At 60.6% G+C, this 18,887-nt stretch carries 17 protein-coding genes; 5 read left to right on the top strand and 12 right to left on the bottom strand.

What is annotated here, in order from left to right; genetic code table 11:
* Positions 1–43: 43 nt before the first annotated feature.
* The 3 genes from AACY18_RS00460 to AACY18_RS00450 are packed head-to-tail and all read right to left on the bottom strand — an operon-like array spanning position 44 to position 5,270.
* Complete coding sequence (locus AACY18_RS00460) at positions 44–3,109, bottom strand: efflux RND transporter permease subunit (protein WP_339431587.1); 3,066 nt, start codon at positions 3,107–3,109, stop codon at positions 44–46.
* Positions 3,106–4,170, bottom strand: a complete 1,065-nt coding sequence (locus AACY18_RS00455) for an efflux RND transporter periplasmic adaptor subunit (RefSeq protein WP_339463951.1) — start codon at positions 4,168–4,170, stop codon at positions 3,106–3,108. The genes AACY18_RS00460 and AACY18_RS00455 overlap by 4 nt, the downstream gene beginning before the upstream one ends.
* Positions 4,167–5,270, bottom strand: a complete 1,104-nt coding sequence (locus AACY18_RS00450) for an efflux RND transporter periplasmic adaptor subunit (RefSeq protein WP_339463950.1) — start codon at positions 5,268–5,270, stop codon at positions 4,167–4,169. Before AACY18_RS00450 ends, AACY18_RS00455 begins: the two co-directional genes overlap by 4 nt.
* Positions 5,271–5,423: 153 nt before the next feature.
* On the opposite strand from AACY18_RS00450, the gene AACY18_RS00445 reads away from it, so the two are divergent.
* Entirely contained in the window at positions 5,424–6,584 is a 1,161-nt protein-coding gene (locus AACY18_RS00445; RefSeq protein WP_339431590.1) for an AAA family ATPase, read from the top strand.
* Between the two features lie 395 nt (positions 6,585–6,979).
* On the opposite strand, the gene AACY18_RS00440 is transcribed toward AACY18_RS00445, so the two are convergent.
* From AACY18_RS00440 to AACY18_RS00425, 4 genes are all read right to left on the bottom strand, one after another.
* Positions 6,980–7,777 (bottom strand): MetQ/NlpA family ABC transporter substrate-binding protein, encoded by a 798-nt coding sequence (locus AACY18_RS00440; protein WP_339463949.1) that lies wholly within the window; start codon positions 7,775–7,777, stop codon positions 6,980–6,982.
* A gap of 168 nt (positions 7,778–7,945) precedes the next feature.
* Positions 7,946–8,878, bottom strand: a complete 933-nt coding sequence (locus AACY18_RS00435) for a sigma 54-interacting transcriptional regulator (RefSeq protein ID WP_339463948.1) — start codon at positions 8,876–8,878, stop codon at positions 7,946–7,948.
* 56 nt (positions 8,879–8,934) lie between these two features.
* Positions 8,935–9,516 carry an alpha/beta hydrolase gene (locus AACY18_RS00430; RefSeq protein WP_339463947.1) on the bottom strand — a complete coding sequence of 194 codons (582 nt, stop codon included), beginning with the start codon at positions 9,514–9,516 and terminating at the stop codon, positions 8,935–8,937.
* 739 nt (positions 9,517–10,255) lie between these two features.
* On the bottom strand, positions 10,256–11,326 hold the full coding sequence (locus AACY18_RS00425; protein WP_339431594.1) for a fatty acid desaturase: 1,071 nt from the start codon (positions 11,324–11,326) through the stop codon (positions 10,256–10,258).
* Positions 11,327–11,426: 100 nt separating this feature from the next.
* Between AACY18_RS00425 and AACY18_RS00420 the strand changes: the two genes are divergently transcribed.
* Entirely contained in the window at positions 11,427–12,431 is a 1,005-nt protein-coding gene (locus AACY18_RS00420; protein WP_339431595.1) for an AraC family transcriptional regulator, read from the top strand.
* A gap of 57 nt (positions 12,432–12,488) precedes the next feature.
* Here AACY18_RS00420 and AACY18_RS00415 read toward each other — a convergent pair whose 3' ends face one another.
* Positions 12,489–13,874, bottom strand: a complete 1,386-nt coding sequence (locus tag AACY18_RS00415; RefSeq protein WP_339431596.1) for a heavy metal sensor histidine kinase — start codon at positions 13,872–13,874, stop codon at positions 12,489–12,491.
* A complete protein-coding gene (locus tag AACY18_RS00410; protein ID WP_339431597.1) occupies positions 13,864–14,544 on the bottom strand; it encodes a heavy metal response regulator transcription factor in 681 nt (226 codons plus the stop codon). Before AACY18_RS00410 ends, AACY18_RS00415 begins: the two co-directional genes overlap by 11 nt.
* Before the next feature lie 136 nt (positions 14,545–14,680).
* On the opposite strand from AACY18_RS00410, the gene AACY18_RS00405 reads away from it, so the two are divergent.
* Positions 14,681–15,166: a GlcG/HbpS family heme-binding protein gene (locus AACY18_RS00405; RefSeq protein WP_339431598.1), complete on the top strand. Its 486-nt coding sequence runs from the start codon at positions 14,681–14,683 to the stop codon at positions 15,164–15,166.
* A gap of 11 nt (positions 15,167–15,177) precedes the next feature.
* Positions 15,178–15,588, top strand: a complete 411-nt coding sequence (gene uraH / locus AACY18_RS00400; RefSeq protein ID WP_339431599.1) for a hydroxyisourate hydrolase — start codon at positions 15,178–15,180, stop codon at positions 15,586–15,588.
* 43 nt (positions 15,589–15,631) lie between these two features.
* On the opposite strand, the gene AACY18_RS00395 is transcribed toward uraH, so the two are convergent.
* The gene (locus AACY18_RS00395; protein WP_339431600.1) at positions 15,632–16,309 is read right to left on the bottom strand and encodes a Crp/Fnr family transcriptional regulator; all 678 of its coding nucleotides are present in this window, start codon (positions 16,307–16,309) and stop codon (positions 15,632–15,634) included.
* 82 nt (positions 16,310–16,391) lie between these two features.
* Here AACY18_RS00395 and AACY18_RS00390 point away from each other — a divergent pair, with 82 nt between their 5' ends.
* Positions 16,392–16,916 carry an Mpo1 family 2-hydroxy fatty acid dioxygenase gene (locus AACY18_RS00390; protein WP_339463946.1) on the top strand — a complete coding sequence of 175 codons (525 nt, stop codon included), beginning with the start codon at positions 16,392–16,394 and terminating at the stop codon, positions 16,914–16,916.
* A gap of 95 nt (positions 16,917–17,011) precedes the next feature.
* On the opposite strand, the gene AACY18_RS00385 is transcribed toward AACY18_RS00390, so the two are convergent.
* Both AACY18_RS00385 and cysW read right to left on the bottom strand, forming a co-directional pair.
* Positions 17,012–18,001: a sulfate/molybdate ABC transporter ATP-binding protein gene (locus AACY18_RS00385; protein ID WP_339431602.1), complete on the bottom strand. Its 990-nt coding sequence runs from the start codon at positions 17,999–18,001 to the stop codon at positions 17,012–17,014.
* A gap of 3 nt (positions 18,002–18,004) precedes the next feature.
* Entirely contained in the window at positions 18,005–18,877 is an 873-nt protein-coding gene (cysW, locus tag AACY18_RS00380) for a sulfate ABC transporter permease subunit CysW (RefSeq protein WP_339431603.1), read from the bottom strand.
* Positions 18,878–18,887: the final 10 nt, after the last annotated feature.

The following is an 18,887-nucleotide window of genomic DNA, read 5'->3' as shown; positions in this document are numbered from 1 at the left end:
ATGGTTGTAAGTCAGACCGTTCCCAAAGGTGTAACAGGCGCCCTCAACGGGCCGATGTTGAAGCGTCTTTCTTCGGCTCGCGAATCTTGTACCAGGCCACATACAGCGCCGGCAGGAACAGCAGCGTCAGCAGCGTCGCCACCACGATCCCGCCGATCATCGCGTACGCCATCGGCCCCCAGAACACTTCCCGGGCGATCGGGATCATGCCCATGCTCGCCGCCGCCGCAGTCAGCAGAATGGGCCGGCGTCGATGCTCGGTCGCCTCCACCACCGCATCCCACGGCGCATAGCCTTTGCTCTCGTACTCATCGATTTGCGTCACGAGGATCACCGAGTTACGGATGATGATGCCGATCAGCGCGAGAATCCCGAGGATCGCCACGAAGCCCATCGGCGTACCGGTCGGCACCAGCGCCAGCACCACGCCGATCAGCCCAAGCGGCGCGACACTGGCCACCAGAAACATCTTCTGCACGCTGTGCAACTGGATCATCAGGAAAGTCGCCATCAGGAACAGCATCAGCGGCAGAACCTTGGCTATCGGCCCCTGAGCTTTGCCGCTTTCTTCGACCGTACCGCCGGTGGCGACCTTGTAGCCCACCGGCAGTTTGTCGGCGAAGGCATCAATCGACGGTTTGAGCAGTTTCACCAGATCGGTCGGCTGGATTTCGTCGCGCACCGACGCCTTGATGGTGATGGTCGGCAAGCGGTCGCGACGCCACACCAGCGGTTGTTCCAGCTCATAACGCACCGTGGCGAATGCCAGCAATGGAATCGACGCGCCGTTGGGCGTGACGATCTGCAGGTTCTGCAGGGTTTCTGGCGTGCCCCGCTCGGAGTCCACCGCACGACCGACGACGTTGATCAGGTAGATATCATCATCGACCTGGGTCAATGGCGAGCCGCTGACGATGCTGTTCATCACGTTCGCCACGTCTTCGGACGACAGCCCGAGTTGGCGGGCCTTGTCCTGGGCGATGTCGATGCGCAGGACTTTGCCCGGCTCGTTCCAGTCATAGATGATCTCGCCGATGTGCGCGTTCTTGTCCAGTTCGGTGGCCAGGTCGATGGCGTGCTTGCGCACCTGATCGATGTCTTTGCCGCTGACCCGGTACTGGATCGGACGCCCGACCGGCGGGCCCATTTCCAGTGCCTGGACATAACTGCCGATGCCGACGAAATCTTTGCGCAAGCGCTCACGCAAGCGTTGACTCAAGGCCTCGCGTGATTCGAAATTTTTGCTGACGATCACCAGTTGTGCGTAGTACGGGTTTTGCAATTGCTGATCGAGCGGCAGATAGAAGCGGATCGCACCCTGACCGATATAAGTGCTCCAGCGCACGATGTCCGGATCACCCTTGAGGGTTTCTTCCAGTTTGTCGACGACCTTGCGGGTCTCGTTGATCGAGGCGTTCTGCGGCAGGTTCAAGTCGACCAGAATTTCCGGTCGATCCGAGGAGGGAAAGAACTGGTTCTGCACAAACCGCATGCAGAACACCGACAGCGCGAACAACAGCACGGTGATGCCGATCGCCCACCAGCGGTTGCGCATGCACCACAGCAGACCACCGTTGAAGGCCCGCCCGATACGCCCGGGCTCGGCCTCATGGGGTTTCACATTGGCGCTGAGAATGTGGACACCGATGACCGGCGCAAACAACACCGCCACCACCCACGACACCAGCATCGCCACCGCAATCACCGCAAACAGGGTGAAGGTGTATTCACCGGCCGAACTGGCGTTGAGACCGATCGGCACGAACCCGGCCACGGTCACCAGCGTACCGGTGAGCATCGGGAAAGCCGTCGAGGTATAGGCGAACGTGGCGGCCTGCTCCTTGGTCTCGCCCATCTCCAGGCGCGTGACCATCATCTCCACGGTGATCATCGCATCGTCCACCAGCAGGCCGAGGGCAATGATCAGTGCGCCAAGGGAGATCCGCTGCATGGTAATGCCGCTGTATTCCATGAACACAAACACCATCGCCAGCACCAGCGGAATCGAGCACGCCACCACCAGACCGGCGCGCACGCCGAGGCTGACGAAGCTCACGACCAAAACGATGATCACCGCTTCGAACAAAGCGCTGGTGAAACCGCCGACCGCCTCTTCCACCACCACGGCCTGATCGGACACGGTGTGAACGCCGACACCGACCGGCAAGTCTGCCGTGAGCTGATCGATGCGCTCGTGCAGGGCCTTGCCGAAGGCCTGAACGTTGCCGCCCTTCTGCATGGCAATGGCCAGCCCGATGGCCGGCTTGCCGTTGAAGCGGAACTCGGGCGTGGCCGGGTCGACGTAACCGCGACTGATGTCGGCGATGTCGGCCAGACGGTAGAAGCGGTCATTGAGCTTGAGATTCACCTCGGCCAGGTCTTTCTCCGAGGCGAACTGCCCCGAGGTCCGCACGGAAATCCGCTCCGGCCCGGCTTCGATCACCCCTGCCGGGGTCACCGCGTTTTGCGATTGCAGGCTTTGCACAACCTGACGCTGATCGATGCCCAGCGCCGCCAGTTTGCGCGTGGAGAAGTTCAGGTAGATCACTTCATCCTGCTGACCGACCATCTCGATCTTGCCCAGCCCCGGCACATCACGGATCTCCGCCCGGGCCTGTTCCACGTAGTCGCGCAACTGGCGCATCGTCAGGCCGTCGGTGGTAAACGCATACACCGAGCCGTAGACATCACCGAACTCATCGTTGAAACCAGGCCCTTGAATCCCTTTGGGAAACTGGCCGCGAATATCGTCGACTTTCTTGCGCACCTGGTACCAGATTTGCGGAATGTCCTTGGCACTGGTGGTGTCGCGCAGGTACACGTAGACCGTTGATTCACCCGGCCGCGTGTAGCTTTTCACGTAGTCGAGGGAGTCGAGTTCTTCGAGTTTTTTCTCGATGCGGTCGGTGACCTGCTTGAGGGTTTCCTCTTGGGTCGCGCCCGGCCATTTGGTCTGGATCACCATGGTCTTGATGGTGAACGAAGGGTCTTCTTCACGCCCCAGATTGAAGTACGAGAACACCCCCATGAGTAATCCGACGAACATCAGATACCAGACGAAAGACTGATGCTTGATGGCCCATTCGGAGAGGTTGAAAGAGCCTTTCATTGACTGTCCTCGTCAAGATTCACGGATTGTCCGGGTTTGAGGCTGTTGACGCCGGCGCTGACCACCTGCTCACCATTCTTCACACCGCCAGCCAGCACCACGGTGCCGTCGGTGCGACTGATCACGCGAACGTCGCGAGGGCTGACGGTTTTGCTTTGGGTGTCGATCACCCAGACGCGCGATTGGCCATCGACGTCCTGTATCGCCGTGGCGGGCAATTCGATGCGTGGTTTGATCGCCGAGCTGAGGGTCACGCTGATCGCCGTGCCGAGACGCAAACCGCTCGGGGTATCGGCCAGGGTCAAGCGTGCGCGGCGGGTGCGCGTAGCGCTTTGTGCCTGAGGCTCGATTTCGCGCAGGGTCGCTGTGGCGTTGATGCTCGGGTCGAGTTGCGCAGCGACCAGAAACACCACGTCGCGGGGGATCTGATCGACCAGGGTGTCGGGCAGGTCGATCACCGCTTCCTTGATATCGGGCTGCGCCAGGGTCACCACTTGCTGGCCGGCCGTCACCACTTGCCCGGCCTCGGCGTTCCACGCGGTGACCACGGCTTTGTGATCGGCGCGTAACTGGGTGTAGCCAAGTTGATCCTTGCTCTGATTGACCGCCGCCTGCGCCTGCTCCAGCGAAGCCTGGGTGGTTTTCAGATCCGTATTGGCGATGTCCAGTTGCGCTTGCGCACCGACCCCGCGATCAAACAGTGCTTGCTGACGCCTGGCGTTGGCCTGAGCGTTGATCAATTGCGCCCGGACCTGCGCCAGATCGCCCTGGGCTGAACGCAATTGGTTCTGCTGGTCGGAGGGGTCGAGGGTGGCGAGCAGCGTGCCCTTTTCAACCTCGGCGCCGACATCGACGTTACGGCTGGCGATGCGCCCGCCCACGCGAAAACCGGTGTTGCTCTCGTAACGCGCCTGAATGCTGCCGGCAAAACGCCCAAGGGTCTCCTCGTTCAGCGCTTGAACCCTGACCGACAGCACCGGACGCACCGGCTCCGGCGGCGGCTCGCTTTTCGAGCACGCGGCCAACAACACCGCCATGAACAACAGCCCCAGACGTTTCATGGCTGTGCTCCCGGTTGCAGATCCTTGTAAGTGTTTTCGGCAATCTCGACTTTGATGCCCGGATGCAACAACTGCCCACCGGCCACAATGACCTTCTCGCCGCCCTTGAGGCCGTCGCTGATGATGACTTTGCCGGTCAGGTATCGGCCGACCGTGACCGTGTGCAATTGCGCTTCACCTTGGTCGTCGACCATCCACACCGCCGGTTCACTGACTTTTTTCGTCAGCGCCGACCACGGCAGTTCCACCGCCGACGTGCCACTGCCCTTGGCAGTAGCGCTGACCACCGAACCGAGTTGCATGCCCGGCGGCAGGCTGTCGAGGGTCACTTTGACCTGCACCGTGCCGGACTGCGCCGACACCGCCGGCGTAATTTCGCGCACGGTGCCGGTGGTTTTGATCGCCGGGTTATCCAGCATGCTGACCACGATCGAACGATCCGAAGGACGCTCGGCCAGTAGCGACTCGTACACGTTGAACACCGCATCACGAGCACCGTCGCGGGCCAGCGTGAAGATCGGCGCAGTCGCCTGAACCACCTGGCCGACTTCGGCCTGACGCTCGGTGATGATGCCCGGTGCATCGGCAATCAATGAGGTGTAGCTGAGTTGATCTTTGGCATTGGCCAATTGCGCCTGCGCGGCGCTCAACGCACTTTGGCTACTGCGCAATGCTGCCTGCGCGGAATCGTATTCGCTCTGGCTGGTGTAACCCTTGGGCAACAGTTTCTGCTGACGCACGAACGCGGCCGCGGTCTGCTTGACCCGCGCCTGTTCGGCGGTCACTTGCGCCTGGGCGGAGTCGACATTGGTCTGCAAATCCTTGGGATCGAGTTTGGCCAACACTTGTCTGGCGCTGACGCGGTCACCGACATCGACCATGCGCTGGATGATCTTGCCACCGACCCGGAACGACAACTCGGTCTGCACCCGCGCCTGCACGTCACCGGTCAGGGTCACGGCGGCGGCGTATTCGGCGGGTTTCACCACTTGCACAAAGACCCGTGGCAAGTAGTCCTCAGGCGCTTCTTTCTTGCCGCAAGCGGTCAACAACGTGAACAGGCCCAGCATGACTGCTGTTTTCAATCCGGGACTCGCCATGCAGACTCCTTCCTGTGTACGAACGTGCAAGTGACGATACGACTGTGAGCTTAGAACAGGGTTCCGCGTCTGTATGCCCGATCCCTATACTTCCTGCGGTCGTTCAAGGGGGCATTCCCACGCCGAGCGCCGGAACGATCAATGAGGAGCCCCATGCTCAAGACCCTCGCGGTGGCCAATTACCGCTCAATCAATAAATTGGTGATCCCGCTGGGCCGTCTGAACCTGATCACTGGCCCCAACGGCAGCGGCAAATCCAATCTCTATCGGGCCTTGCGCCTGTTGGCGGAGACCGCTCAGGGTGGCGTGGTCAACGCACTGGCCCGCGAAGGCGGACTGGACTCAACCTTCTGGGCCGGACCGGAAACCATCAGCCGGCGCATGCGCAACGGCGAAGTGGCGATCGAGCCGACGGTGCGCCAGGGCGTGAAGCGTCTGCGCCTGGGCTTTGCCGGGGAGGATTTCAGTTATTCGATTGCCCTCGGCTTGCCTGCGCCGACCCACTCCTGTTTCTCGCTTGATCCAGAAATCAAAAAGGAATGCATCTGGGCCGGGCCACTGTATCGCCCGGCCAGCCTGCTGGTGGATCGCGACGGCCCGATGATCCGCGCCCGCGACGGCCGCCGCTGGGACGTGCTGGCGCAACACACACCGAACTTCGACAGCCTGTTCGATCAGGTCGGCAACTTGCGCAGCTCACCGGAAGTGTTCCAGATGCGCGAATTCATTCGGCGCTGGCGCTTTTATGACCACTTTCGCAGCGATGCCGACGCCCCGGCGCGCCAGCCACAACTGGGCACGCGCACGCCGGTGTTGCATCACGATGGCCGGGATCTGGCGGCGGCGTTGCAGACCATCGTCGAAATCGGTGATCCCGAAGCGCTGCGCACCGCCATCAGCGATGCGTTTCCCGGCGCACGGCTCGACATCGCTCCGTTGGCGGGAGGACGTTTCGCCATCGAGTTTTATCAGGAAGGGTTGTTGCGACCGCTGTCGGCGGCGGAGTTGTCGGACGGAACGTTGCGCTATCTGCTGCTGGTCGCGGCATTGCTGACACCGCGACCGCCGTCACTGATGGTGCTCAACGAACCGGAAACCAGCCTGCACCCGGATCTGTTACCGGCGTTGGCACGCTTGATTATCCGCGCCTCTGAGCAGTCTCAGGTATGGGTGGTGTCCCATGCGCGGCGGTTGATATCAGCGTTGCAGCAAGACCCGGAGTGCAACTGCATCGTGCTGGAAAAGACGCTGGGCCAGACCGGGATTGTCGGGCAGCGAGTGCTGGATGAGCCGGCGTGGAATTGGCCTGACTGATGCTGATCCCCACGCGAACGGTTTTACGTGTTGGCGGAGAACAAATAACAAGGCTATTTTTCCTTTTGCTGTAGGAAGGATCTTTTTTTCAAAAAAGGCCTCCAAGGACGAACAGCTTTTGGCCAGACTCCCCCGGCCCAACCATCACAAGGAAGAGAATATGGCTGACTTAAAAGTGCCGCAGCGCCTGGATCCGCAGGACATCGTGAAATTGCTGGTGGCGTTGCGAAGGGCATTGAAGGCCCAGGCGGTCTGAGATCACGGTCAACAGCAACCTCTCCCAGCCCTCTCTCGGTGGGCGAGGAAACTGAGCACACACAAAAACGCCGATGACTATTTCCAGCCATCGGCGTTTTCATATCCAAACCCTGGAAGGGGTTTGCCGAATCTTCAAATCAGAACGCCGGCAGTACCGCGCCGTTGTACTTCTTCTCGATGAACGCTTTGACTTGCGGGCTGGTCAGGGCAGCGGCCAGTTTCTTGATGGCGTCGCTGTTCTTGTTGTCCTCACGGGCCACCAGGAAGTTCACGTAAGGCGAGTCGGCGCCTTCGATCACCAGGGCGTCCTTGGTCGGGTTCAACTTGGCTTCCAACGCGTAGTTGGTATTGATCATGTCCAGATCAACTTCGTTCAGAACGCGCGGCAGCATGGCCGACTCCAGTTCCTTGAACTTGAAGTTATGCGGGTTCTTGGCGATGTCTTTTGGGGTCGCCAGGGCGTTTTTCGGGTCTTTCAGTTCGATCAGGCCAGCCTTCTGCAGCAGGATCAGCGCACGGCCGCTGTTGCTGCCTTCGTTCGGGATGGCGATGGTCGCGCCGTCAGGCAGTTCAGCCAGGGTTTTGTATTTGCTCGAGTAGCCACCGAACGGTTCAACGTGAACACCTTGCACGGTTACCAGGTACTTGGACTTGTCGTCCTTGTATTTGCCGGCGTTGAAGCTGTCCAGATAAGGCTTGGTCTGGAAGTAGTTGGCGTCCAGGCGCTTCTCGCCCACTTGCACGTTCGGCTGCACGTAGTCGGTGAAGACTTTGATTTCCAGATCCACGCCTTCTTTGGCGAGGGTCGGTTTGATCAGCTCAAGAATTTCAGCGTGTGGGACCGGCGTCGCCGCCACCACCAGTTTCTCGCCGGCCTGGACCAGGGAAGCCGTCAGCGCAGCCGCCAATGCGGTAAACAACAGAACCTTTTTCATGCAGTGTCCTTATCGAAAATCACGGTCGTCATCGACGACGGCATCTAATAGCGGTGCCAGTGAAGGGCTATCGCTGGCGTGAAGCGGACAATACCGGGATTTTTTATTCCCGGACAATAACGTTTATTCAGCTTCATATTCCATTTTGTTCATACAGAGTTACACGGCTCAAAGCCTCTCACTCAGGCTAATCAGCCACTCTTTCAATGCCTTGCGCTCGGCCACGCTGCCGCCAATGTCGATGTGCGTCACCAGCCGTTCGATCTGAAGCTGCGGCCCAGACGCCTCGGGCAGGTTCAGGTGCTGCGGCAAAATCTCGTCGCCGGTGCTCACCAGCAAGGCAAAGTGAACGACGTTTTCCAACTCGCGGGTGTTGCCCGGCCAATTGTGTTGCTCAAGTACATGCTGCGCCGCTGCGCTGATCAACGGCACCGGCAGACCCAGTCGCTGGCTATAAATGCCGAGAAAATATTCAGCCAGCGGCAGAATGTCGCCAATGCGTTCGCGCAGCGCCGGCAATGCCAACGGCCCCTCGCTGAGGTAGTGATAGAGCCGTTCGTGGAATTTCCCGGCGTCCACCGCTTGCGCCAGATCGATGCTGGTCGCGGCCACCAGACGCACATCCACCGAGCCTGACTGATGCGCACCGACGCGGGTGACTTCGTGGGTTTCCAGCGCGGCAAGCAATTTGATCTGGATCGGCAGCGGCAAGTCGCCGATTTCATCGAGGTACAAGGTGCCGCCATTGGCCGAACCGAACCAGCCTGCGCGACTGCTGGCCGAACCGCTGTAACTGCCGGCAGCGTAGCCGAACAGTTCAGCATCGGCGTAGGTCGGGCTGATCGCGCCGCAATTGACCGACACGAACAAGCCGCTGCGATCACTGGCGCGGTGGATGTGCCGGGCAAGCAACTCCTTGCCCGTTCCGGTCTCACCGCGAATCAATACTGAAATCGAACGCGAAGCCAGTTGCTCCAACTCTTCTCGCAACTGCCGCGAGCGCGGATCGACGAACACCAACGCCTTGGCGCGAATGCTCAGGGGGCTTTTTTCCGCATCGGGAAAGGTCAGCAATGGCTGACCGAACGTTTCAACACTCATGACTGACTCCCGCCCACAACCGCCAGGAGACGGGGGCGTTGCAAGAAACAGAAAAATCAGGCGCGACGTCGAGCGTTTTGTTCCATGCGGGTTTGCAGGCGATAGAGATAGGCAAAACCCTGTTCCCAACGCTGATGCCCGGATTTCACATTGATATGCCCGGCGCCAGCGAGAATCCCCGCCTCGGCGCCCCAGTTACGCGCCAGTTCCAGCGCTCGTGGCGCACTGACGGCGGCGTCGTTGTCGGAGCTGACGACCTGGCTTGGGAACGGCAGCAGATCACTCGGAATCGGCGCGAAGTTACGCAGCGCCGGCGCGCAGGTCGCACGCTCGACATCGGCCGGGGCGACCAGCAACGCACCGCGCACCTGAAGCAGGTATTGCAGCGGCGCAGTGGCGGCCCAGTGGGCAACGGTGATGCAGCCCAGGCTGTGCGCGATGAGGATGACGGGCGTGCTGTCGGCAGCAATCGCCTCGGCCAGTGCGCCAACCCAGTCCTCGCGGCGCGGGGTCAGCCAGTCGGCCTGCTCCACCCGTGCGCTGTTGGGCAGGCTGTTCTGCCAGTGGGTCTGCCAATGATCTTCTGGCGATCCTTGCCAGCCCGGCACAATCAGGTAGCGAATTGATTCGTTGTGCATGGGGGCGTTCTCCTGCGTGTCTGTTGCTGACCGAGTATAGGGAGGGGATTTATATCCGCGAAGGAATAAGAAGCTATTTATTAATACCCATATCGAATATCAAATAAAAAACCGGTCGGCGCGAGCAAATAAAAAAGGGCCGCACCCTGCCAAGGAGACGGCCCCGGAAAATCAAAAATTCTTTTACCGCGCAGTGATCACCGATAAGTGAGTGATCCCCGTCCCGGGCGACTTCGCTGTCGCCCAAGTGCAGATGCCAGCCACATCATCATCTCCCCACCGTATAAACGTTTCGCGCGAATTTGGTTTCGGTTTTATGAATCTTGAATTTGATTGGTCCCTTGACCGAGCCGTTTTGGACGACATCTACATTATTGATTGACGCACTCTCCCCGCCAGCACGGATCTGCGGGCCACACTCAGAGTCGGTCTACACTCCAGTCAGCGTCATCGCCTTCATCGTTGAGCACCGTGATAAACCATGATGTTTGCACCTGCTCCGCAAAAAACCCGTACCGCAAACATACCACGACTTGTACAGTACGAAATCGATTCTAAAACCAACGTCGGTGCGCGCCTTCGAAGCCAGCAAAGGCAAGTAAACACTGATCTCTACCCACTTCAGGAGAGTCTCAACCTGTCGCGCCGCAGTACGATTGGGTGTAATCCGCACTCAAATCAGACCGATTTACAAGATCAGTCCCCTCTCCCTCTGGGAGAGGGTGGGTAACAGCAACTGTCAGGCCTCCACCGCCTCACCCGACACCACGACCTCATCCTTGCGAACAAACCGATTGGCCCGCCCGAACGTTCCGAAATCATTGAACCGCACGCCCATCTCACGCATCACTTTGTGCGCCACTGGCACGGTCATCTGGCGAATGTAGAACGGCTCCTTCACCACAAAATGGTGAATCCCGTGACTGCTGCCAAAGTTGAAGCAGAACGCCTGCAACGGCCACAACCACCATGGGTTCAACACCTGACATTGCTGCAGCACATTGCCCGGTTCGATATCCCCGTAGTAATGCATGTTCGAACTGATGAAGTGCAGGCAAAACGTGCGCAATACATTCGGGCCGATGATTACCACGGCGGCGATATCAATCACCTGCATCACGGACAACGTGGTCGCCGACCATTCAATCGGCGACCCCATCAGGTAGGCGATGCCATTGGCCGCATGAAAGCCGAGAAACACATACCAGGCGCCCCAATGCACCAGCGCCAGCGGCGCGTAGACCTTCAGCGTGCGTTTGAGGATGCTGAATTTATGCGCCCAGGTTTTCGCCCGCAGCAGGCGGATGATCGCCGACATCACGTTGTCGCCCACCATCAGCAACCGCGCAAAACCCCACGGCTCGCCATTGGTGATCGCCCGCTCTTCCATGTCGGTCTCAGTGCCGGAGACTTTGTGGTGATTGAGGTGCAGATGTCGGCGAATCCATGGGTTGATGGTGCTCGGCCGCGCCATCCACACCAGACCCATCATCACGTTGTGCGGTACGCGCTGTTTGCGGAAATACATGCTGTGGATCAGGTCGTGCTCAAGCTCATGGGTGAGCGAGGCAAAAAACGCATTGAGTAGCAGGCACACCCACCAGGCCATGTAGCCACTGATGTACAGCGCCGCCGAACCGATCATCCCGACCAGGGCAAAGGCCAGAATCCCCGCCCCAAGTGCATCCTGATGCTTGAGAATCGGGTAGCGCTCGCGCAGTTCCACGCCTTTGGCCAGCACCACTTGGCGAATATGCGCTGATCGCTGGGCTGCATTGTGTCGCTGGGGACTTGCAGAAGTACCGTCCATGCTTCCATCCTCTGGTCATTGATACTCGCATCCTGCCCTGTGCCGATTGCGAACGTGGTAGCCGTGCACGCCAACCTGTTGACCGGAAGCGCCAATCAGCATGAAGGAACCGACCTCCCTCGCCAGTTGGACCCGTGCCTTGCGCAAGCAACTCGATGCGCTGGGGCTGGACAGCGCTGACCTGTGCCAACAGGCCGGGCTTGATCCACAGTTGATGGACGACCCCAACGCGCGCTACCCACTGTCCGGCACCACAAGCCTGTGGGAGATCGCGGTGCAGGTCAGCGGTGATCCGGCGATTGGTTTGCGGGTGTCGCGGTTCGTCAGCCCGACCACCTTCCACGCGCTCGGTTATGCGCTGGTCGCCAGTGGCAGTTTGCGCGAGGTATTCGAACGCATCGTGCGCTATCACCCGGTGGTCAGCGATGCGCTGGAACTGGATCTGCGCCGCAGCGACGACCGCTATCTGTTCCGCCTGAAAGTCCCGCCAGGCAATCCCGCGCCGGCCTTCGAAGCCATCGACGCGTTTGCCGCCATCTATGTGCGCACCTGCCGCAATCGCCTGGGGCGTGACTATGCACCGCTGGCGGTGTACTTGCGCCGCCCGGAGCCGGCGGACGCACATCAATGGCACAAAGTCTTCCGCGCCCCCGTGCATTTCTCATCCGCCGAAGATCGCCTGGAGTTTGCCCTCGCCGACTTCGACAGCCACCTGGACGACGCCAACCCGGAACTGGCCGAACACAACGAAGCGGTACTCAAACGCACCATGGCCCAGCTTCAGCCGCTGACCTGGGAGCGCAAGGTGCGCGACGCCATCGAAGAACAACTGCCCGAAGGCGAGCCCGGCGCCGAACGCATCGCCCAGGCCTTGCACCTGAGCTTGCGCAGCCTGCAACGGCATCTGGCGGATGAGGGTTGCCGCTTCGATACGCTGCTCAACGAGAGCCGCGAGAATCTTGCACTGCAGCATTTGCGTGATCCGCAGTGTTCATTGAGCGAGATCAGCTACCTGCTCGGCTTCGCCGACACCAGCAGCTTCAGCCGCGCGTTCAAGCGCTGGACGGGGCTGACGCCGGGGCAGTTTCGGGATGGGTTGCGCTGAGCGATATTTTTATTGGATTCACTGGCCTCTTCGCGGGCAAGCCCGCGAAGGCGTCAGTCAGATCACCACAAAGCCCAGCTCAAACACCGTGCCCGTCGCATCACTACTGACCCGCACCTGGCCGCCATGCAATTGCATGATCGATTGCACAATCGCCAGCCCTAATCCGCCCGAATCACCCGGCTCGGCGCGGGCCGGGTCAACGCGGTAGAAGCGGTCGAACAGTTTGCCCAGATGCTCAGAGGCGATGGCCGGCCCCAGGTTGTGAACCTGTAACCAGCACCAGCCCGGCTCATCGCGACGGCGCAGGCTGATGACGGTGCCGGGATCGGCGTGGCGCACCGCATTGGCCAGCAGGTTGCCGAGGGCACGTTGCAGCAGTTGTTGATCGGCGTGCAGTTCGCCGTGCAATTGGTTTTCCAGCAGCAGGCGGCGGTCATCGGCCAAGGCTTCGAAGTATTCACACAGTTCGCTGCCGACGCCGTGCAGCTCCAGCGTACGCCGCTCGAGCGCTCGTTCGGCCTGTTCGGCCCGGGCGAGGAACATCAGGTTTTCGGCCATGCGTTTGAGCCGTTCGAACTCTTCCATGTTCGAGGCCAGCACGTCCTGATACTCCGATGCGCTGCGCGAGTGATTCAGCGCCTGACCGTTGCTCGCCAGCAATGTGTGCAGCGGTGTGCGGATCTCGTGGGCAAGATCGGCAGAAAACTGCGACAAGCGCTGCACGCTGTCCTCCAGACGCGCCAGCATGCCGTTGAGCGCCTGTACCGGCTCAAGCAGTTCGGCGGGCGTGCGGGCGACGGGCAAACGTTGATCGAGGCTGCGCAGATCAATGCCGCGTAACGCTTCGCTCAATTGCCGTAACGGTTGCAGGCCCCGGCGCAGCAACAGCAATCCCAAACCGAAGGCCAGCACGGCACCGAGGCCGACCGCCAGATACAAACACAAGCGATAGCTGGCGAGCATCTGTTCGCGCTCACTCAGCACTTTACCGGCGATCACCGTCAGCGACTCGCCGTTGGGCCCTTGCGCTTCGCCGGACAGCAGGGCCAGTTCGGCGCCGTCCGGTGCTTGCCAGGTCAGCACGTCGTGGCGTTGCGGGGTTTGCCCACGGGCGATGGCGTTGATCGGCGGCAAATCGCGGTGACGCGGGTTGATGGCGATCACGTTCGCACCATCGGCGCGGCGCACCAGCAAGAGGCTATCGAGATTGCCGAGCATGTTCTGGTACAGGCGCGGCCGTGCCTGCAAAGCGTCGAGGCTGTCACTGTCGGCAAGCAAGGCGCGCACTTGCTCAAGACGCCCGAGCAAGGCCAAGTCATCGCGGTAGGCGATTTGCGCGGCGAGCGAGCGGTAAAGGAACACGCCAATCGCGCTCAGCACCAACGCGCAGACCACGGCGAACGCCAGCGCCAGACGCCAGGCGATCGACCTAGAGCGCATCGTCAGGGGCTTCCAGTTGATAGCCAACCCCGCGCACGGTGTGGATCAGTTTCGGCATATACGGATCATCGACTTTCGCCCGCAGACGACGCACCGCGACTTCTACCATGTTGGTGTCGCTGTCGAAATTCAGGTTCCACACCTGCGAGGCGATCAGCGTGCGCGACAGCACTTCGCCCTGGCGACTGGCGAGCAGTTGCAGCAGGGCGAATTCTTTGTTGGTCAGGGCGATACGCTGGCCGCCCCGACTGACCCGTCGGCGCAGGACGTCGATCTCCAGATCGGCAATGCTGTAAGACTCGGCTTCGCGCATCGGCCCGCGTCGCAGCAGCGTGCGCACCCGCGCCAGCAGTTCGGCGAAAGCGAAGGGTTTGAGCAAGTAGTCGTCGGCGCCCAGTTCGAGGCCACGCACGCGGTCTTCAATGGCGTCCTTGGCGGTGAGGAACAACACCGGCGTGGCACCGCGCTGACGGATCAGTTGCAGCAATTGCCAGCCATTGAGGCCGGGCAGCATCACGTCCAGGATAATCAGGTCATATTCCTGCTGCTCAATGTAATAGCGCCCGTCGAGGCCATTGAGCGCCACGTCCACGGCAAATCCCGACTCGCCCAGGCCCTTGGCGAGGAAGTTCGCGGTTTTGGCTTCATCTTCTACGACCAGCAAACGCATGGCACACCTCGATTGATCAGGCACACAGGCTAGGCGCCTTCGGCGGTGTTGCCCATTACAAACTTGTAATCAGACTGACGAGGTTCTGACGAAGACGGGCGGATAAGGTGGCGACCTTCGCTTTCGGAGCCTGCCCATGACCCTCAAATACCTTGTAGCCAGCCTGGCCCTCGGCCTCAGCGGCAGCGTTTTCGCTGCCCCCGAACTGCCGCGTCACGCCGACCTCGACCTGAAAACCGCACGCCTGCTGGCCGATACGGCGCAGCGCAATTGCACCGGCACGGTGTCGGTCCTCGACCGTGGCGGCAACTTGTTGGTGACGATGCGCGGCGACGGCGTCGGCCCACACAACACTGCTGCCAGCCAGCGCAAGGCCTACACGGCGCTGTCGACCAAAACCCCAACCCGGCTGTTCGCTGAACGCGCTCGCAGCAACCCGCAAACCGCCAATCTCAATACCCTCGACGAACTGCTGCTACTGGGCGGCGGCATTGCGCTGTTCGCCGGTGATGAACTGGTCGGCGCCATGGGCGTGGCCGGTTCCGGCGGTGGCGAGCAAGACGAAACCTGTGCAATCCGCGCCGCCGACAAGGCCGGCCTGTCCATTACCCGCCCCCAATAAGGAGCTTCATCATGACCACTTTGCGCATGACGTTCGCCGCCCTCGGCCTCAGCGCGTTTTCCAGCCTGGCGTTGGCCGCTGGCAACCCACTGAGCGTCCACGTACTCAATCTGGAAAACGGCCTGCCCTCAGCGGGTGTCAACGTGACGCTGGAAAAACACGTCGGCCAGAACTGGCAACCATTGGCCGAAGGCACCACCAACGAACAGGGACGCATCGGCGAACTGTTCCCGGCCAAACAGCCTTTTGAGGCCGGTGAATACCGCGTGGTGTTCAAGACCGGCGATTATTTCAAGCAAACCAGACGCGAGACGTTTTTCCCGGAGATTCCGGTGATTTTCGAAGTGAAGCAGACGGACCAGCATTACCACATCCCACTGCTGCTGAGCCCTTACGGCTTCTCGACCTATCGCGGATCCTGAAATCAACACAGATCAAAAATGTGGGAGCGGGCTCGGTTGCCCGCTAGATCGCGGCGAGGGCGCGCAATCGCTTGGCGTCGAGGATCTCGATTTCGCCATACCCAAGGCCGATAATCCCCTGCCCCTGCAAGTCCTTGAGAATCTGGTTGGTGGTCTGCCGTGACAGCGACAGCATCGACGCCAACTGCTCCTGCGGCAGTTGCAGCACCCGGCGCGGCGCACCGAGTTCGCCGTAGCCCTCGGCGATCATCAGCAATCGATGCGCCAGTCGTGCCGGGGCCGGCAGCAGGCTCAGCTGTTCGAGATTGATGAAAGCAAGACGCAGTTTATGGCTCATCAGCAGCGCCAGATGCCGCCAGTACACCGGCTGTTCGTCGAGGATTTTCAGCAGCGTGGCAGGCGGGATATTCAGCAGGGTGCACGGCCCGACCGCATAAGCATCGTGAGTGCGTGGCTGGCCATCGAACAGGCAGATTTCGCCGAACCAGTGCGGCGCTTCCACCAGACTCAGCAACGCCTCCTTGCCCTGCTCGCTGACCGCACCGATGCGCACGGCACCGTCGAGCACCGCGTACAAACCGCACGGTGGATCACCTCGCTGGAACAGCCGTTGCCCCGCCGTCAGCCGCCGCTCCCGGGCCACTGCCAGCAGACTATCCTGAAAGGACGCAGGCAGATGGCTGAACCACTGGCCGGTCAGCAGCCGTGAACGCATATCCATGAACACTCCTGATTGTCGCCTGCCTGACAGTACCAACGCTGAACCCTGGGCATGATGCGATCACCCTACAGGAGGAACAACAATGAAAAGCCTCGTCGATCACCTGAGTCAATACGCCGCCTACCACCGTGATCCGCGCAACATCGCCAGCCACTTTATCGGCATTCCGCTGATTGTGGTGGCCGTGGCTGTTTTGCTGTCGCGCCCCGAGTGGTCGGTGGGCGAGTTGTGGCTATCGCCAGCCGTGCTCGTGGCGCTGGCTTCGGCGTGGTTTTACCTGCGCCTGGAAGTGAAGCTCGGTTTTTTGATGACGGTACTGATGGGCCTTTCGGTCTGGGCCGGGCACGTGCTGGCGCAGCAGAGCACCCTGGTCTGGCTGAGCAGCGGTTTGGCGATGTTTGTGATCGGCTGGGCGATCCAGTTTGTCGGCCATCACTACGAAGGCCGCAAACCGGCGTTTGTCGATGACATTTCGGGGCTGATTGTCGGGCCGCTGTTTGTGGTGGCCGAACTGGCGTTCATGCTCGGGATGCGCCATGAACTGAAAGAGCAGATCGAGGCGCGAGCGGGGGTGGTGCGGGTCAATCCGAATCGGGCGGCGGTGTAGACCGCTTTCGCGAGCAAGCCCGTTCCCACAATGGAATGCGTTCCCACTGCGGGAGCGGGCTTGCTCCGGGCGGCGATGCGACGAAGCTTTTGACGTTAGAGGCTGGCGATTTTCTGCCAGACCTTCGGCTTGAAGAACAGGGTTTCCCCTTTGGCCAGCCCCGTCAGGCTGTCGTGATCCTTCACCACTTCGGCTTCGATCAGATCCGTCTGCCCCTCAACCTTCAGCGTCACCCGCGTGGTCGCACCCAACGGCCGGATATCGCGGACTTCGGCGGCGTGATGATCCTCCAGCTCATGCCGTGACAGCGACACTTCATGGGGACGGAACAGCACATGATTGTCATCGCCCAAGTGCAGACGGTTCGAATCACCCAAGAAGTGATAAACGAAATCGCTGGCCGGGTTTTCGTAGACGTCGCCCGGTGAGCCGATCTGCTCGATCACGCCTTTGTTCATCACCACGATGCGGTCGGCGACTTCCATCGCTTCTTCCTGGTCGTGAGTCACGAACACCGAGGTCAGGTTGATGTCTTCGTGGAGCCGCGCGAGCCAGCGGCGCAGTTCTTTACGCACCTTGGCGTCAAGGGCGCCGAAGGGCTCATCCAGCAACAGCACTTTGGGCTCCACCGCCAACGCACGGGCCAGAGCAATGCGCTGACGCTGACCACCGGACAGTTGCTCGGGGTAACGATCCGCCAACCAATCCAGTTGCACCATGTTCAGCAGTTCATGAACTTTGGTCGCGATCTGGCTTTCGCTCGGGCGCTGGTTTTTCGGTTTCATGCGCAGGCCGAACGCGACGTTGTCGAACACCGTCATGTGGCGGAACAAGGCGTAATGCTGAAACACGAAACCGACGTTGCGATCCCGCACGTCGTGGCCGGACACGTCTTCACCGTGAAAGACGATGTTGCCCTGATCCGGGGTTTCCAGACCGGCAATAATGCGCAGCAAGGTGGTTTTGCCACAGCCGGATGGGCCGAGCAGCGCCACCAGTTCACCGCTTTGAATGTCCAGGCTGATGTTGTCCAGCGCCTTGAACGCATTGAAATTCTTGCTGACGTTACGCACTTCGATCGACATGAATTATTCCTCCGCGGCGCTGGCGCGCAGGCGGTTGATACGGTTTTCGCTCCACTGCTTGGCCAGCAGGATGAAGAGCGCCAGGATCAGCAACAGGCTCGCCACAGCGAACGCGGCCACATGGTTGTATTCGTTGTAGAGAATCTCGACGTGCAGCGGCAAGGTGTTGGTCACCCCGCGAATGTGCCCGGAAACCACCGACACCGCACCGAACTCACCCATGGCCCGCGCCGTACACAACACCACGCCATAGATCAGGCCCCACTTGATGTTGGGCACCGTGACGTGCCAGAACATCTGCCAGCCATTGGCGCCGAGCAGACGCGCGGCTTCCTCTTCCTGCGTGCCTTGTTCCTGCATCAACGGAATCAGCTCACGGGCCACGAACGGCACGGTGACGAAAATCGTCGCCAGCACGATGCCCGGCAATGCAAAGACGATCTGAATGTCGTGATCCTGCAGCCACGGCCCGAACAGGCCTTGAGCGCCGAACATCAGCACGTAGACCAGACCGGCAATGACCGGCGACACCGAGAACGGCAGATCGATGAGCGTCACCAGTAGGCTTTTTCCACGGAACGCGTACTTGCTCACGCACCACGCCGCGCTGACGCCGAACACCAGGTTCAGCGGCACCGAAATCAGTACGGCGAACACGGTGAGCTTCAGTGCCGACAGTGCATCCGGTTCAAAGATCGCGGTGAAGAATGCGCCAAGGCCATTCTTCAAGCCTTGGGACACCACGATGAACAGCGGCAACAATAGAAACAGCGTGAAAACCAGCCAGCCGAGGCCGATCAGGATTCTGCGCGAAGTGGCACTGCCACGGCGCGCTGCGTTGGCCGAAGAGGCGGCGGCAATAGACGATTGGGACATGTTCGCGCCT

The organism is Pseudomonas sp. EA_65y_Pfl2_P74, from assembly GCF_963970575.1.
GTDB classification, from domain to species: Bacteria; Pseudomonadota; Gammaproteobacteria; order Pseudomonadales; family Pseudomonadaceae; genus Aquipseudomonas; species Aquipseudomonas baetica_A.
The sequence above is the reverse complement of the archived record's forward strand: the minus strand, read 5'-3'. Positions and strand labels throughout refer to the sequence as shown.